This window comes from Streptomyces sp. rh34 (assembly GCF_002551245.1).
GTDB lineage: Bacteria > Actinomycetota > Actinomycetes > Streptomycetales > Streptomycetaceae > Streptomyces.
Map to the genome: position 1 here is coordinate 1 of NZ_NTGZ01000037.1, position 14,957 is coordinate 14,957.

Below are 14,957 nucleotides of genomic sequence, written 5' to 3' on the forward strand. Positions count from 1 at the left end.
GATCGCCACCCGGTACGACAAGACCGCCGAGTCCTATGAAGCAGCCGTCACCCTCGCATCACTCCTGATGTGGGCGTGACATTTGACGACAGAACCTAGGAGCCTGGGAGAGGACGGAACCCCGCTCACGATCGCGGCACAAGGGCGCCTTCGCCCCTGCCTTGTTTGGACAGGGGCGAAGGTGTTTTCGGCCTCCCGCCGGATGAGGCGGGCGGCGCAGTCGTGTGCGCCGCCCGCGAACCGGCAGGACCTGCTGCCCGTGCCATCCCCGGCCGGGCCAGGACCACGCAGGTGGGAAATGCTGATCAGCCGCACCACCGACGGGGCCGCCTCTCGGGGGCGTAGGCTGGGCGTCCTACCTACCGCCGCCGCCTCGGCGGACCCCGGATTCACTGCGACGACCCGGGTCCGTCAACGATGTCTTCCTGGAGGGCGGGAGAACGGCACCGCAGGCCGTCATCGGTTCGTCCCTTCGTCTGTGGCAGGTCCCGTCAGGTGAGGGTCCAGCGCTGGTTACTGCCGTTCGAGCAGGAGTAGAGCTGGATCTGGGTGCCGTTGGCGGTGCCGGTCCCGACGGCGTCGAGGCAGAGGCCGGACTGGACGCCGACGATGGATCCGTCGGAGTTGACGCGCCACTTCTGGTTGTCGCCGCCCCAGCAGCTGTAGATCTGGACCTTGCTGCCGTTGCTCGTGCCGGCGGCGTCCAGGCATTTGTTGCCGTAGACCCGGAACTCACCCGAGTCGGTGGCCACCCACTGCTGGTTGGTGCCGCTGCCGCAGTCCCACAGCTGGAGCTGGGTGCCGTCTTCGGTGCTGGCGTTGGGCACATCCAGGCAGCGGCTCGAACCGACGCCCTTGATCTGTCCGGAACCCGCCGGGGGCTCAGTTGTGTCGCCGGCGTTGAGTGCGTTGAGGACGGCCGAGTAGGCGGCCTTCTTGCTACCGTCGTTGTTGAACAGCAGCGGTGTGTGCTCCGGTCGCCAGGAGTCGCTGTCGCGCACACCCCAGACCGTGACGCCGAGGCAGCGCTCGACGGCCAGGCAGTCGTTGGTCACGTTGGCGTAGGTCGTGGGCGAGGCGCCCTGGATGTCCAGCTCGGTGATGGCCACGTCGACTCCGAGGGCGGCGAAGTTCTGCAGCGTGGTGCGGAAGTTGCTGTTGTAGGGGCTGCCGCTGTTGAAGTGCGCCTGGAAGCCGACGCAGTCAATCGGCACGCCGCGCTGCTTGAAGTCCCGGACCATGGAGTACATGGCCTGGGTCTTGGCCCAGGTCCAGTTCTCGACGTTGTAGTCGTTGTAGCAGAGCTTGGCGGACGGGTCGGCGGCGCGCGCGGTGCGGAAGGCGACCTCGATCCAGTCGTTGCCGCTGCGCTGCAGGTTGGAGTCGCGTCGGGCTCCCGAACTTCCGTCGGCGAAGGCCTCGTTCACGACGTCCCACTGGACGATCTTGCCCTTGTAGTGGGCCATCACGCCGTTGATGTGGCCGATCATCGCCTGGCGCAGATCGTTGCCGCTGAGGCTCTGCATCCAGCCGGGCTGCTGGGAGTGCCAGGCCAGGGTGTGGCCACGTACCTCCTTGCCGTTCTGCACCGCCCAGTTGTAGACGCGGTCGGCGGAGCTGAAGTTGAACTGGCCGCGCTGCGGTTCGGTGGCGTCGATCTTCATCTCGTTCTCGGCCGTCACCATGTTGAACTCACGGTTCGCGATCGACGTGTACGTCGAGTCGCCCAGCCTGCCCGAGGCGATGGCGGTGCCGAAATAGCGGCCGCTCTGCGCCGCCGCGGCGCCCAGCGTGTTCTCGGCGGCGTGTGCTTCCGGTGGCGCGACCAGCGCGGCGGACGCACCGAGGACGCCGACGACCAGCGCCAACAGCAGACTGCGAGCTTTCCGGCGGACAACGGGTCCGGGAGGGGCGTAGGAGCCCATGACTGTGCCTCCAAGGTGGAAATCACGAAAGGACTGATGCGGTGCGCGGATCTGCCGTGCAGAACAGAAGGCCGAGGCCGACGTTCGGTATCTCGGACCACGGTCAGTTCCTCAGACAGGGATGATTGAGGCATCGGTGATGGGCCGTCAATACTCCCCGCAGGAGAAGTTTCGATTGGCGATACGAAACTTTCTGACACCCTGGTGCGTAGGAATTCAGCCCCGGCGCCGCCGCCGGGGAACGCCGTGGGGTCGCGGTCGGGGCGCGTGCGCGGACGCTGCTTGCTCGGACTTCCTCCTCCGTACCTACACCTTGGGGTGGCGAACTGCAGGCGCGCACTCAGGAGAGGTCCGCTCGGCGCGATCGCTTGTCAGGCCCGAAGGGGAGGCGCTCTTTATGGCCAGATCAGTGGCAAGCCTTGACCGGAGAACCCCGCATCCCTAGCTTGTGGCGTCAAAGTATCGGGGAATCCTCGAAACTTTCGAAACCATTCCGGACCCACGGTACTTCCGCTCCGCTGTTCATCAGGGTCACCTCAGCCCAGCTCCTAGGAGGCGCAGCTCATGTGGTACCGCCACTCGTCCCCGACCTGGTCAAGACGCCTGCTCGCGGTCCTTGCGCCGTTGTTGCTCGTGGCCACCTTCCTCGGCGCCCAGCCCGCCGAGGCGGCGACCGTGGACCCCAACGCCTCGTACGTGCTGGTCAATCGCAACAGTGGCAAGGCCCTGGACGTCTACAACATGGCGACCGCCGACGGCGCCCGCATCACTCAGTGGACCAGGAACGATCAGAGCCAGCAGCAGTGGCAGTTCGTCGATTCCGGGGGCGGCTACTACCGCATCAAGTCCCGCCACTCGGGCAAGGTGCTGGACGTCCACAACTGGTCCACCGCGAACGGCGGATCGATCGTCCAGTGGACCGACCTGAACGCCGCCAACCAGCAATGGCGACTGGCCGACAGCTCGGACGGCTACGTGAGGTTCATCTCGCGCCACAGCGGCAAGGCCCTCGAGGTACAAGGTGCCTCCACCGCCGACAACGCGAACACCGTCCAGTACGACGACTGGGGCGGCACCAACCAGCAGTGGCAGCTCGTCAAGGTCGGCGGTGGCAACACCGGCCCGTGCGATCTTCCGGGGACCTACCGCTGGGCGTCATCGGGCCCGTTGGCGCAGCCCAAGCCGGGGTGGGTCTCGTTGAAGGACTTCACCGTCGTCCCCTACGAGGGCAAACAGCTCGTCCATGCGACGACGCACGACACGGGGACGCGCTGGGGTTCGATGAACTTCGGCCTGTTCTCCGATTGGTCGGAGATGGCCTCGGCCGACCAGAACGCGATGTCAGCTTCCACCGTCGCGCCCACGCTCTTCTACTTCGCGCCGAAGAGTATCTGGGTGCTCGCCTACCAGTGGGGCGGGTCCGCCTTCTCCTACCGGACGTCGAGCGATCCCACCGACCCGAACGGCTGGTCATCCCCGCAGGTGCTCTTCTCCGGAAGCATCCCCGACTCCGGAACAGGCCCCATCGACCAGACGCTCATCGGTGACGGTACGAACATGTACCTGTTCTTCGCCGGCGACAACGGCAAGATCTACCGGGCCAGCATGCCGATCGGGAACTTCCCGGGCAGCTTCGGTGCGACCTCGACAGTGATCATGAGCGATACGACGAACAACCTGTTCGAAGCCCCGCAGGTCTACAAGCTGCAGGGCCAGAACCGCTACCTCATGATCGTCGAGGCGATCGGCTCGCAGGGTCGCTACTTCCGCTCGTTCACGGCAACCAGTCCGAACGGCGCGTGGACACCCCAGGCGGCGACCGAGAGCAACCCCTTCGCCGGCAAGGCCAACAGTGGCGCCACCTGGACCAACGACATCAGCCACGGCGAACTGATCCGCTCAAGCCCCGACCAGACCATGACCGTCGATCCCTGCAATCTGCAGTTTCTCTACCAGGGGCGCAGCCCCGACTCCGGCGGCGACTACGGCCTCCTGCCCTACCGCCCCGGTCTGCTGACGCTGCAGCGCTGACGACGTGACACATGTCCGGCTCCGGTACGGGGCCGTCGCGGCGGGCTCGGCGGAAAGCCGGGCCCGCCCGGTCTGCCGACAACGTCAGCGCTCGTACGGCGACGGCGCGCGGGGGTGGTCGACGTCTACCCCCCAGCAGCCCGACCGATTCGCCGTCGCCGCCGAACTCAACGGACGCCCACGCGAAGCGCTCGGCCGGGAAACCCCAGCCGAGCGCCTGCATCAACTACTCGCCGCCTGACACAACCGGGCACGTGTGGCGGCGATCCCCGGAAACCGCCGGATGCCGGTGGGGCTTCCGGCATGACACCCGATCACTGTGCGCGGGCGGGACGCGCTGCTACTGGCCGGTGCCGTCGACGAAGGTCAGCGCGTTTTCCAACGCGCTCCGCAGATATGGCCGGGCATCCGCGGTGTCGGCCTTGCTCAAGAGGATCGAGAGGAATTCTGCGTCCGGATACCCCGCAGCGCCTGCCGACTTGGCGGCGTCGAGCTGCGACCAGATGGCGATCATCATCCTGTTGCAGGCGCGGGCCTGCCCCAGGCTGTCCGGAGTGTCACCGACGAAGATCTCGCGCGCCGAGATTCCCAGTCGGTGCCCGAGCGTACGGAGGAACAGCTCTCTCTGGTCCGACTCCAGAGCCGACTGGAACCGACGTCGGATGTTCGTTGATCCATGTTTCCCACAAGTCCTCGCCCGTCATGGGCCTGCCACCGTACGGATCGCGCGGAAGCGCCTGTCGCCTCCACCCCGTGAGGCCGCCGACCCCGACGAGGGCCACTTGCTGGGTCAGTTGGTCGCCTGCTTCCGCGTACAGGTCGGCGAGTGCGGCGCAGCCCTGCTGGCGGAGCATGTATCCGGCGCGGTAGAAGGCGGTAGGCGGGGCGGACGGGGAGGTACGTGTCGAGGAAGGCGCCGGCGCCGCCGTTCTCGCCGGTGAAGGAGTCCTGCGCGTCACCGAGCAACACGAACGGTGCCCCGGAAGCGGTGGTTGAACACCCGGAGCAGCCGACCAAGCCCGGGTCGCTGTTCGGTGACCGGCGTGGTTGTGGCGAGTGGTGGGGGAGGGATCGACCTCACCGCCGACCTGACATCCGGCACCACCATCCGCATCCAGGACCCGGGCGGGCCGGCGACCACCGCCACGGAATACGCCCGGTGGGGCAACCCCGGCAAGGTCATCGATACGGCCGGTACGCGGAACGTCGTGAAGCGCTTCGACACTGTGCGGGGCGAATCGAGTCATACGGGTAGTCGGCACACCTGTGAGGTGCCTGGACGTATGCGAATGTCTTGACCACAGGGGCGTTTGTTGGAACGGTGTCGGACGGCAACGCATACGTAACTCGTCGAAGCGATTCGATGCAGGGAGTCCAGATGCGGGACATCGGTGCCCACGCCCCTCGGGGAACCCCTCCATCGAGGGGAGGACGGCGCGTGCGGCTCTATGCGCGTCGTCGATCTGCGGGACGCGCCGGTCCCTGGTCCCCCCATCGCGTCGGCCCGCGCGTGGGGCCGCCCGCGGCGGTGTTCCCACGAGCGGCCCGGCGCATCCGATGGCCGCCGACGGGTCCACCGGCCCAAACGCCTTGCGCGGTTCGCCCGCTCCGAAGCGGAGTCCCGGTCGGAAGCGGGTCAACGCCGTGCCGCACCGACTCGGCCCCGTACCCCTCGCCTGATCACGCCACCCTCACACCAAGGAACACCGGATGAAGTTCAGCGACGGCTTCTGGCTGATGCGCGAGGGCGTCCGCGCCTCGTACGCCACCGAAGTACGCGATCTCCATGTCAGCGCCGACCACATCACGGCCTACGCGGCTGTCACGCCCGTGCGCCATCGCGGGGACACCCTCAACTCCGCCCTCATCACCACCGAGTTCTTCTCGCCGGCAGCAGGGGTCATCGGCGTACGCGTCACCCATCACGCGGGCAAGCGGCACCCCGGGCCCGACTTCGAGCTGCCGGGCGAGGGGACGCGGGCCGGCGCGGGAAGCACCCGGCGTGAGGGCGATCTCGTCGAATTGCGCAGCGGACCGCTCACTCTGCGCCTCGACACCGGGAAGCCGTGGAGGCTCGACTTCATGGACGAACGCGGCCGACGGCTGACCGCCGCCGAGCGTAGGGGCACCGCCTTCGTGACCACCCCCGAGGGCGCCCACCACATGGCCGTCCAGCTCGCCCTCGGCGTCGGTGAGCAGGTCTACGGTCTCGGCGAGCGCTTCACGCCCTTCGTCAAGAACGGCCAGACCGTCGACATCTGGCAGGCCGACGGCGGTACCAGCAGCGAGCTGGCGTACAAGAACATCCCGTTCTACCTCTCCTCGCGCGGCTACGGCGTCTTCGTCAACCACCCCGGCAAGGTGTCCTTCGAGGTCGGATCGGAGTCGGTCGGCCAGGTCCAGTTCAGCGTCGAGGACCAGACCCTGGAGTACTACGTCGTCGCGGGACCGACCCCCAAGGAGGTGCTGGCCCGCTACACCGCCCTCACCGGTCGCCCCGCCCTGCCACCCGCCTGGTCGTTCGGCCTCTGGCTCACCACCTCCTTCTGCACCGCCTACGACGAGGCCACCGTCACGTCATTCGTCGAGGGCATGGAGAAGCGGAACATCCCGCTCTCCGTCTTCCACTTCGACTGCTTCTGGATGCGCGCGTACCAGTGGTCGGATTTCCAGTGGGATCCCCAGACCTTCCCCGACCCGGAGGGCATGCTCACCCGGCTGAAGGCCCGCGGGCTGAAGATCAGTATGTGGATCAACCCGTACATCGCGCAGAAGTCGACGCTGTTCGCGGAGGGCGCCGCTCGTGGGTACCTGGTCCGGCGGCCGAATGGCGACATCTGGCAGTGGGACCTCTGGCAGCCCGGCATGGCCTTGGTCGACTTCACCAACCCCGAGGCCCGGGTCTGGTTCCAGAACAAACTGAGGCCACTGCTCGACCAGGGCGTCGACTGCTTCAAGACGGACTTCGGGGAGCGCGTGCCGACGGACGTCGTCTGGCACGACGGCTCCGACCCCGAGCGGATGCACAACTACTACGCCCACCTCTACAACAAGACCGTCTTCGAGCTTCTGGAGGCGGAGCGCGGTACCGGTGAGGCCGTCCTCTTCGCCCGTTCCGCGACCGCCGGCGGGCAGCAGTTCCCCGTTCACTGGGGTGGCGACTGCTTCGCTTCCTTCGAGGCCATGGCCGAGTCGCTGCGCGGCGGGCTTTCCCTGTCCCTGAGCGGCTTCGGCTTCTGGAGCCACGACATCGGCGGCTTCGAGGGCACCCCGGACCCGGACGTGTTCAAGCGATGGCTCGCCTTCGGCCTGCTCTCCTCGCACAGCCGGCTGCACGGCAACGTGTCCTACCGGGTGCCGTGGGAGTTCGGTGAGGAGGCCGTCGACGTCGCGCGGCAGTTCACCCTGCTCAAGCACCGGCTCATGCCCTACCTCTACGGGGTGGCCGTCGAGGCCCACGCCACCGGCGTCCCCGTTATGCGCCCCATGCTCCTCGAATTCCCCGAGGACCCCGCCTGCCGCACCCTGGACCGGCAGTACATGCTCGGCCCGGACCTCCTCGTCGCGCCCGTCTTCACCGCGAACGGCGAGGTGGAGTACTACCTGCCGAGGGGGACCTGGACTCATCTGCTGACCGGTGAGACGGTGGCCGGCCCGGTGTGGCGGCGGGAAAGGCACGGCTTCGACAGCCTGCCGCTCTTCGTGCGGGCGGGAGCGGTACTGCCCCTCGGCGCGGACGACCGGAAGCCGGACTCCGACTGGCTGGACGAGCTGACCTTGCGCGTCCATCCGGCTTCGGACGGCACGCCCTTGCGCCGTTCGGTCACGGTGCCCGACCTCACGGGCCGGGTGGCGGCGGTCTTCCACCTCGTACAGGACCGGGACGGCCTGCGCGTGCGTGCTGTGGGGACGGATCGTCCCTACCGGGTGGAGGTGGCCGGTGGCGGCTGTGCGCGGGGCGCCGGTGAAGTGGGCGTGTCCCTGCCCTGACGAGCCGCTTCCCGGGCCGACCGTGCCCCGGCCCGACGCCGTGGACGAGGGCGAACACGGCGCAGCCCGGTACCTGGGTGGAGGTGCCGGGCTGCTCTCACTGTGGTCTCAGCCGGTGAAGGAGAGTCTCGCGAGCCGTACCGGGCCGCGCAGCCGGACGTGCAGATCGTGCACGCCGGACAGCGAGAGACCGGCGGTGGTGGCGGCATAGGTGTACGGGCCGTCGGCGATGGGCGTGCAGGACGCGAGGAACGTTCCGTCGGACAGCCGCAGTTCCACCGTGGCCGGACCGGTCGCGGCCATCTCCGCCGACACGGTGGCGACCCCGTCTTCGAAGTCGCAGTCCCGGAAGACCAGTTCGCCGGTGAGGCCGTCCGTGGCCGTCACTGCGTCGCCGGTCACCCTGGTCCGGTCCACGATCACGGTGCCGCGCTGTTCGTCGTAGTCCGCGGCATCGAGGCCGCCGGCCGGCAGGGGACGCGGAGCGGTTTCCTCACCCTCGATGACCAGGTCGGAGGTGAGCCGGATGTCCGCGCTGGAGGCGCCGACGAGGATGACGCGCCGGCCCGGGTCGACCGTCCAGCGGCCACGGGAGACATCCCAGAAGCCGAGTGCCTCGACGGGCACCTCGAACTCCAGCCGCTGTGCCGCCCCGGAGGCGAGGCGCACCCTGCGGTGGGCGAGGAGCTGCCGCCGCGGCCTGGGGACGGCCGAATCCGGCGCCCGGACGTAGACCTGGGCGACTTCGTCCGCGTCACGCGTTCCGCTGTTGGTCACGGTGAAGGACACCCGGAGGGTGTCGCCGACACGCGCGGTCGACAGATGGCCGTAGGCGAAGGAGCTGTAGGAGAGGCCGTGGCCGAACGGATAGAGGGGGGTGCCTTTGTAGTAGAGGTAGGTCTGGCGGCTGCCGATGATGTCGTAGTCCAGCAGGTCGGGCAGTTCGGCGTCGGAGGTGTACCAGGTCTGCGGAAGCCGTCCCGCCGGCGACACGTCGCCGCCCAGCACCCGGGCGAGCGCGGTGCCCGCGGCCTGTCCCGCGTGGGCGGTCCAGAGCAGGGCGGGAAGGAGGGCATCCGCGTCGGTCAGCGCGTACGGATACGACGAGACGACGGCCAGCACCGTACGGGGGTTCGCGGCGTGGGCCGCGCGCCACAGCCGGGTCTGGTGGTCGGGCAGGCGCAGCGTGGTGCGGTCCTCGGTCTCGCGGCCGTTGATGTGCGGGTCGTTGCCGACGGCGACGACGACCACGTCGGCGGCCGCGGCCGCCGCGGCCACGTCGTCCACACCGCGGCTCACGGTCACGATGTCGAAAACATCGCCCTCCTCGGCAACCTTCAGGCCTTCGGCGGCCACGGACACGTACCGGCCCGTGCCGACATGCTTGAGGAGGTGGCCACCCCCGTGTTCCTCCGGACGGAACGTCTCGCGCACCACCCAGCCCCCGGGCTGGTCGGCCGACGCGCGCAGGAGGCCGTCCTCGGCGACCGACACATAGGCACCGTCGGGGGCCCGGAAGGTCAGCAGCCCGTGCCCCCAGTCCACCGCGGAGAACGCCGTCGGCTCGCCGCCGACCGTCAGCGGCGCGAGATCGGTGCGACCACTCAGCAGCGCCGGGTCGAGCGCTCCTTCGGCTCCTCGCACCGTTGCCGACGTCGAGGGGGACGGGACACACACCCAGCCCGCCGCTGTGCGCAGCCGCACCCGGTCGGCGCCTTCGGCGAAGGAGATGTCGGCTGTGCCGAAGCGCTCGCGCAGCCCGTCCAGGGGCGTGGAGCGGTGGATCAGCGTGCCGCTGTACCAGTCCAGCTTGCACTCGTCGGCGAGCAGCCCGACCAGGGCGATGCGAGTGCCTTCGGCCAGCGGCAGCAGGCCGTCGTTCTTGAGCAGTACGACGGCCTGCTCCGCGGCCTCCCGCGCGAGCGACCTGTGCTCCGGAGTGTCGAACGCCGTGGCCTTCGCGTACGGGTCCAGCTCGGGGTCGAACTCCCCGAGGCAGAAGCGCATCCGCAGCAGCCGGCGTACGGCCTCGTCGACGGTCTCGTCATCGAGCAGCCCCCGGTCGAGTGCCCCGCGAACGCGCCCGACGGTGACGGAGGAGTCCTGGCCGTGGTCCGTGAAGCTGTCGACGCCGGCGCGCAGGGCGGCGGCCACGGCTTCCTCATGGGTGTCGTAGTAGTCCTCGGAGTCGACCAGATTGGAGGGTGCGCCGGCGTCGGAGCAGACCACCAGGGGCTGGTCGGTCCAGGTCCGCAGCTGTGTTTCGAGCAGGGGGGAGAGGTGGTTCGGCCTGCCGTTGACGAGGTTGTACGAGGGCATCACCCCGGCGACGGCCCCCGCTTCCACCGCGGGGCGGAAGGCCCGGAGGTCGTACTCGTGCAGGACCCGGGGGCGGATCGAGGAGGAGCTGGTGTCCCGGCCGGTCTCGTTGTTGTGGGCCAGCCAGTGCTTGAGCACCGGTGCGGTGCGCCAGTAGACGGGGTGGTCGCCGCGCAGCCCGCGGGTGTAGGCGACAGCGATGGCGGACGTCAGCCGGGGGTCTTCGGAGTACCCCTCTTCGTTGCGGCCCCACAGCGGGTGTCTCAGCAGGTTGACCGTGGGGGCCCACACGTTGAGCCCGACCCTCGGATCCTTCGCCCGCATGGCACGGACCTCCTCGCCGACGGCCTCACCGACCCGGCGGACGAGGCCCTCGTTCCACGTGGCTCCCAGCCCCACGGCCTGCGGGAAGACGGTGGCGGGTCCCATCCACGCGACGCCGTGCAGGGCCTCCTGCCCGGTACGGAACGCCTCGATGCCCAAGCGTTCGACGGCGGGCGCGAACTGGTGCACCATCGCGATCCGCTCGTCGCGCGTGAGCCGCCCGAGCAGGTCGTCGACGCGCTCGTCGAGGGAGAGGCTGGCGTCATGGAAGGACGGCCGCATGTCGGTCACAGAGTTCCCCAAGGGTGAGCGATCTGAACAGTGACGCCGGACTCGAAGCGCTTCGATGCTGAAGGTGCTCGTGGGGGAGTGTCAAGACGCCATCGCCGCCGCCAGGTGCTCACCGGGGATGAGGGGGCACTGTCGCAGGGTCAGCAACAGAAGCGAAACGAAAGAATTCCGGGGCGACTCTTGAACGGCTTGTCTTCCTCACTTAACCTCGCTGCAACATCGAAGCGCTTCGACGAAGCGGGTCGGTCGACCACTCCCCGTTTCGCGTGTCCCCGCTCGCCTCATCCGCCGACCCGCATGCGTACGGCCGCTCTCGAACGCCCGCCGGCTGCTCGCGTGACGAAAGGGGCTCTGCCATGCCCGACACCAAGGCTCCCAGCCGGAGAACGTTCCTCGGCTCCACCGCGGCCGCCGCGATCGCCGTCGCCGGCGGTGTGCCACTGCTCAGCGCGTGCAGCGGTTCGTCCGGCGGCAGCCGCGCCGACGGGGCCACCACGGGGAAGAAGCTTCGGAGCGTCCTCCCGGCCTTCGTCGGGTCCGACGTCGTGAAGCCGGACGTGCCGAGCACGAACGGGTCGGCCGTGGCCTTCACCTCCGCGCTGCCGGCCTCGAAACTGGCCGTCTCCGTGCCCGAGAAGCTCGGCAAGGGCAGCACCGTCACGATCATGGCTCCGCTCTGGGGGACGTCCCCCAAGGACGACAACCCGTACTGGTCGGCGATGGACGAGGCCATCGGCGTGAAGGTGAACTGGCAGAACCAGGACGGCAACACCTACGGGCAGAAGCTCGGAGCCGTCCTCGCCTCCAGCGCCGTCCCGGACGTCGTCGTGGTTCCCGCCTGGGAGTTGGGCGGCAAGATACCCAGCGCCATCAACCACAAGTTCGCCGACCTCGGCCCGTACCTGTCGGGCGACAAGGTCAAGGACTACCCGAACCTGGCGGCGATCCCCACCAACGCCTGGCAGCGGGCCGTCTTCGGCGGCAAGCTCCGCGGCCTGCCCATGCCGGCCAGCGACATCCCCAATATCGCGCCCTTCTACCGGTCCGACCTTTTCAAGGCCAAGGGGTACGAGCCGCCCACCACCACCCAGGAGTTCTTCGACCTCGCCAAGGAGATCACCTCCGCCAGGAGCAGGGTCTGGGCCTGCGGCGACATGACCTGGGCCGCGTACAAGTTCTTCGGTGTCCTCGACGAGAAGCCCGTCTGCTGGAAGCTCGTCGAGGACGAGCTGGTCCACCGGATCGAGACCCCCGAGTACCTCGAAGCCCTTGAGTGGTCCCGCTCCCTCTACTCCGCCGGATTCGTGCACCCGGACGCCAAGGCCGAGAGCGGAGACATCGGCAACCTCTTCACCGCCGGCCGGGTGTGGATGTACAACGCGGACATCTCCGACTGGTACGGCAAGACCGTCGTCCAGCGGGGCGACAGCCCGGGTTTCTCCATGGCCGCCATGGACTACTTCCACCACGACGGCGGCGAGCCCCGTCTCCACGCCGGGTCGCCCTCCAACATCTGGGCGTTCGTCAACAAGAACGCCGACGAGAAGACGATCCGAGACGTTCTCGCCATCGCCAACTACACGGCGGCCCCGTACGGCACCAAGGAACAGCGCCTCAAGGCGTACGGCGTGGAAGGGCTCCACCACACGCTCAAGGGCGACGAGATCACCAAGACCGAGGCCGGCAACAACGAGGTCTTCGCGACCTACGAGTACGTCGCGAGCCCTCAGCAGTTCTTCGCCTACCCCAACCACCCTGACGTGGCCGAAGGGATGGTCCGCTGGCAGCAGCGCATGGGGGCGTTCGTCACCCGGCCCCTCTTCTACGGCATGCAGGTCCAGGAGCCGAACCGCTGGGCCGAGCTCAGCAGCCAGTTCGAGGACCTGGAGAAGGACATCGTGCGCGGCCGGAAGAAGATCAGCGACATGCAGCAGGCCGTGTCGGACTGGCGCTCCCGCGGTGGTGACCAACTGCGCGACTGGTACCGGAAGCTCCTGGACGACGCCGGCGACCAGGCGTCCTGACCGCACCGGCCCGAGGGGGAACAGGGAGAGAGAACGTGCCGCAGAGCAAGGTGGCGGGCCCGGAACGCGCCGCTGACGACAGCAAGAAGGTGCCGGCCCGCTCCGGCCCGGCCGAGGACACGGACACAGCGAGGCGGGCGGACGCCCCCTCCCGCGCCTCCCGGGGCATCGACTGGAGTATCAGACTGCGTCGCGACCGGACGCTGATCCTGATGACCCTCCCCGCGGTCCTGCTCGTCCTGGTCTTCAACTACGTGCCTCTGCTCGGCAACGTGGTGGCGTTCCAGGACTACGACCCCTACCTCGGGGACGACGCCCTGCAGGCGATCCGCGAGAGTCCATGGGTGGGCGTCGAGCACTTCGGCCGCATGCTGGAGGACCGGCTCTTCTGGCAGGCGCTGGAGAACACCCTGACGATCTTCCTGGTGCAGCTCACCCTGTTCTTCCCCGTGCCGATCCTGCTCGCGCTGCTCATCAACAGCTTCGTCCGGCCCCGGGTCCGCGCCGTCGCGCAGGCGGTGCTGTATCTGCCCCACTTCTTCTCCTGGGTGCTGGTCGTCACCATCTTCCAGCAGATGTTCGGCGGTGCCGGCATGCTGGCCCAGACCTTGCGCGAGCACGGCTACGAGGGCATCGACCTGATGACCGATCCCGGCCTGTTCTCGTTCCTGGTCACCTTCGAGATGGTCTGGAAGGACGCGGGCTGGGGCGTCATCGTCTTCCTCGCGGCGCTCTCCGTCATCAGCCCCGACCTGTACGAGGCGGCCGCGATGGACGGCGCCTCGCGGTGGCGGCGGATGTGGCACGTGACGCTGCCGGCCCTGCGTCCCGTGGTCGCCCTGCTGCTGGTGCTGCAGGTGGGCAATGCCCTGACCGTCGGATTCGAGCAGATCCTCCTCCAGCGCACCGCGGTCGGCCCGGCCGCTGCCGAAGTCCTCGACACCTACGTCTGGAACGTCGGTATCCAGTACGGGGACTTCAGCTACGCGGCAGCGGTCGGAATCATCAAGGGAATCATCGGCCTCGGTCTCGTACTGGCGGCCAACAAGGTCGCCCACATGATGGGCGAGCAGGGGGTGTACAAGCGATGAGCACCGTGGGGGGTTCCACGCGTCCCGGGGCAACCCGCGGCCGGCTGAGGCCGGTGTGGGAGGAGGAGCCGCGCCGGGCAGGTCTGGCGGCGAAGGGCACGGTGCTCGTACTCGCCTGCGCGGCGATCCTCTTTCCCCTGTGGATCGTGATCGTCACCAGCATGTCCTCGGTGAAGACCATCACGCAGGCCGGCGGGCTCGTCGTCGTCCCTCGCGAGATCACTTTCGTGGCCTACCAGGAACTGCTCGGCGGAGGCCAGGTCACCCGAGCGGCGCTGGTGAGCGTGGGAGTCACGACCACCGGCACGGTCTTCAGCATGACCGTGTCCGTCCTGTGCGCCTACGGCCTCTCACGCAGCGGATCACTGCTGCACAGGCCCCTGTTGGTGACCCTTCTCGCCACCCTGTTCTTCGGCGCGGGTCTCATCCCCACCTACCTGCTGGTGCAAGGGCTCGGGCTGACCGACACCTACATGTCCCTGATCCTTCCCAGCGCGGTCAGCGTCTTCAACATCCTCGTCCTGCGGTCCTTCTTCATGAGCGTCGCACCCGAGCTCCTCGACAGCGCCCGCATCGACGGCGCCGGCGACGTCCGCATCCTGTGGACGATCATCATGCCGCTGTCGCGCGCGGTCCTCGCCGTGATCGCGCTCTTCTACGCCGTCGGCTACTGGAGCGCCTGGTTCAACGCGTCGATCTATCTGAGCGACCAGAACATGATGCCGCTGCAGAACGTGATGATGCAGCTGGTTCTCAAGCAGGAACGCCCCACGGGCCTGGCGCAGGCCATCAACACCGGCCGGCTCTCGCCCCTGTCGATCCAGATGGCTGTCATGGTGCTCGCGCTGCTGCCGGTGGCCGTGCTGTCGCCGTTCGTCCAGAGGCACTTCAAGAAGGGCATGCTGACGGGCGCGGTCAAGGGCTGACACCCATGGCGTCTCCGGTCCACGACGCCGTCGCCC

General features: G+C 68.4%; 8 protein-coding genes. 5 read left to right on the top strand and 3 right to left on the bottom strand.

Going from position 1 to position 14,957, the window contains the following annotated elements; all coding sequences use genetic code 11:
* Window positions 1–491: 491 nt before the first annotated feature.
* Complete coding sequence (locus CR470_RS10295; protein WP_097867268.1) at window positions 492–1,925, bottom strand: endo-1,4-beta-xylanase; 1,434 nt, start codon at window positions 1,923–1,925, stop codon at window positions 492–494.
* A 564-nt stretch (window positions 1,926–2,489) separates the two neighbouring features.
* Here CR470_RS10295 and CR470_RS10300 point away from each other — a divergent pair.
* Window positions 2,490–3,956, top strand: a complete 1,467-nt coding sequence (locus tag CR470_RS10300) for a non-reducing end alpha-L-arabinofuranosidase family hydrolase (protein ID WP_097867269.1) — start codon at window positions 2,490–2,492, stop codon at window positions 3,954–3,956.
* A 340-nt stretch (window positions 3,957–4,296) separates the two neighbouring features.
* Here the strand turns inward: CR470_RS10300 and CR470_RS39475 are convergent, their stop codons facing one another.
* Window positions 4,297–4,473, bottom strand: a complete 177-nt coding sequence (locus tag CR470_RS39475; RefSeq protein ID WP_179892201.1) for a hypothetical protein — start codon at window positions 4,471–4,473, stop codon at window positions 4,297–4,299.
* Between the two features lie 1,193 nt (window positions 4,474–5,666).
* Here CR470_RS39475 and yicI point away from each other — a divergent pair.
* On the top strand, window positions 5,667–7,946 hold the full coding sequence (gene yicI, locus CR470_RS10310; protein ID WP_097867270.1) for an alpha-xylosidase: 2,280 nt from the start codon (window positions 5,667–5,669) through the stop codon (window positions 7,944–7,946).
* Window positions 7,947–8,054: 108 nt separating this feature from the next.
* Here the strand turns inward: yicI and CR470_RS10315 are convergent, their stop codons facing one another.
* Window positions 8,055–10,871 (bottom strand): glycoside hydrolase family 3 C-terminal domain-containing protein, encoded by a 2,817-nt coding sequence (locus tag CR470_RS10315; RefSeq protein WP_097867283.1) that lies wholly within the window; start codon window positions 10,869–10,871, stop codon window positions 8,055–8,057.
* Window positions 10,872–11,236: 365 nt separating this feature from the next.
* Between CR470_RS10315 and CR470_RS10320 the strand changes: the two genes are divergently transcribed.
* From CR470_RS10320 to CR470_RS10330, 3 genes are read left to right on the top strand one after another with little or no spacing between them, the layout of a single operon-like run.
* Window positions 11,237–12,904, top strand: coding sequence for an extracellular solute-binding protein (locus CR470_RS10320; RefSeq protein WP_097867271.1), 1,668 nt, complete (start codon window positions 11,237–11,239; stop codon window positions 12,902–12,904).
* A gap of 35 nt (window positions 12,905–12,939) precedes the next feature.
* Window positions 12,940–13,995 (top strand): ABC transporter permease, encoded by a 1,056-nt coding sequence (locus CR470_RS10325; protein ID WP_179892202.1) that lies wholly within the window; start codon window positions 12,940–12,942, stop codon window positions 13,993–13,995.
* Window positions 13,992–14,921, top strand: coding sequence for a carbohydrate ABC transporter permease (locus CR470_RS10330; RefSeq protein WP_097867272.1), 930 nt, complete (start codon window positions 13,992–13,994; stop codon window positions 14,919–14,921). The genes CR470_RS10325 and CR470_RS10330 overlap by 4 nt, the downstream gene beginning before the upstream one ends.
* The last annotated feature ends 36 nt before the right edge of the window (window positions 14,922–14,957 follow it).

What these genes read in the sequence shown, in the direction of transcription:
- CR470_RS10320 (WP_097867271.1), top strand. Translation starts at nt 11,237, where the DNA reads ATGCCCGACACCAAGGCTCCCAGCCGGAGAACGTTCCTCGGCTCCACC.
- yicI (WP_097867270.1), top strand. Translation starts at nt 5,667, where the DNA reads ATGAAGTTCAGCGACGGCTTCTGGCTGATGCGCGAGGGCGTCCGCGCC.
- CR470_RS10300 (WP_097867269.1), top strand. Translation starts at nt 2,490, where the DNA reads ATGTGGTACCGCCACTCGTCCCCGACCTGGTCAAGACGCCTGCTCGCG.
- CR470_RS10315 (WP_097867283.1), bottom strand. Translation starts at nt 10,871, where the DNA reads ATGCGGCCGTCCTTCCATGACGCCAGCCTCTCCCTCGACGAGCGCGTC.
- CR470_RS10295 (WP_097867268.1), bottom strand. Translation starts at nt 1,925, where the DNA reads ATGGGCTCCTACGCCCCTCCCGGACCCGTTGTCCGCCGGAAAGCTCGC.
- CR470_RS10330 (WP_097867272.1), top strand. Translation starts at nt 13,992, where the DNA reads ATGAGCACCGTGGGGGGTTCCACGCGTCCCGGGGCAACCCGCGGCCGG.
- CR470_RS39475 (WP_179892201.1), bottom strand. Translation starts at nt 4,473, where the DNA reads ATGATGATCGCCATCTGGTCGCAGCTCGACGCCGCCAAGTCGGCAGGC.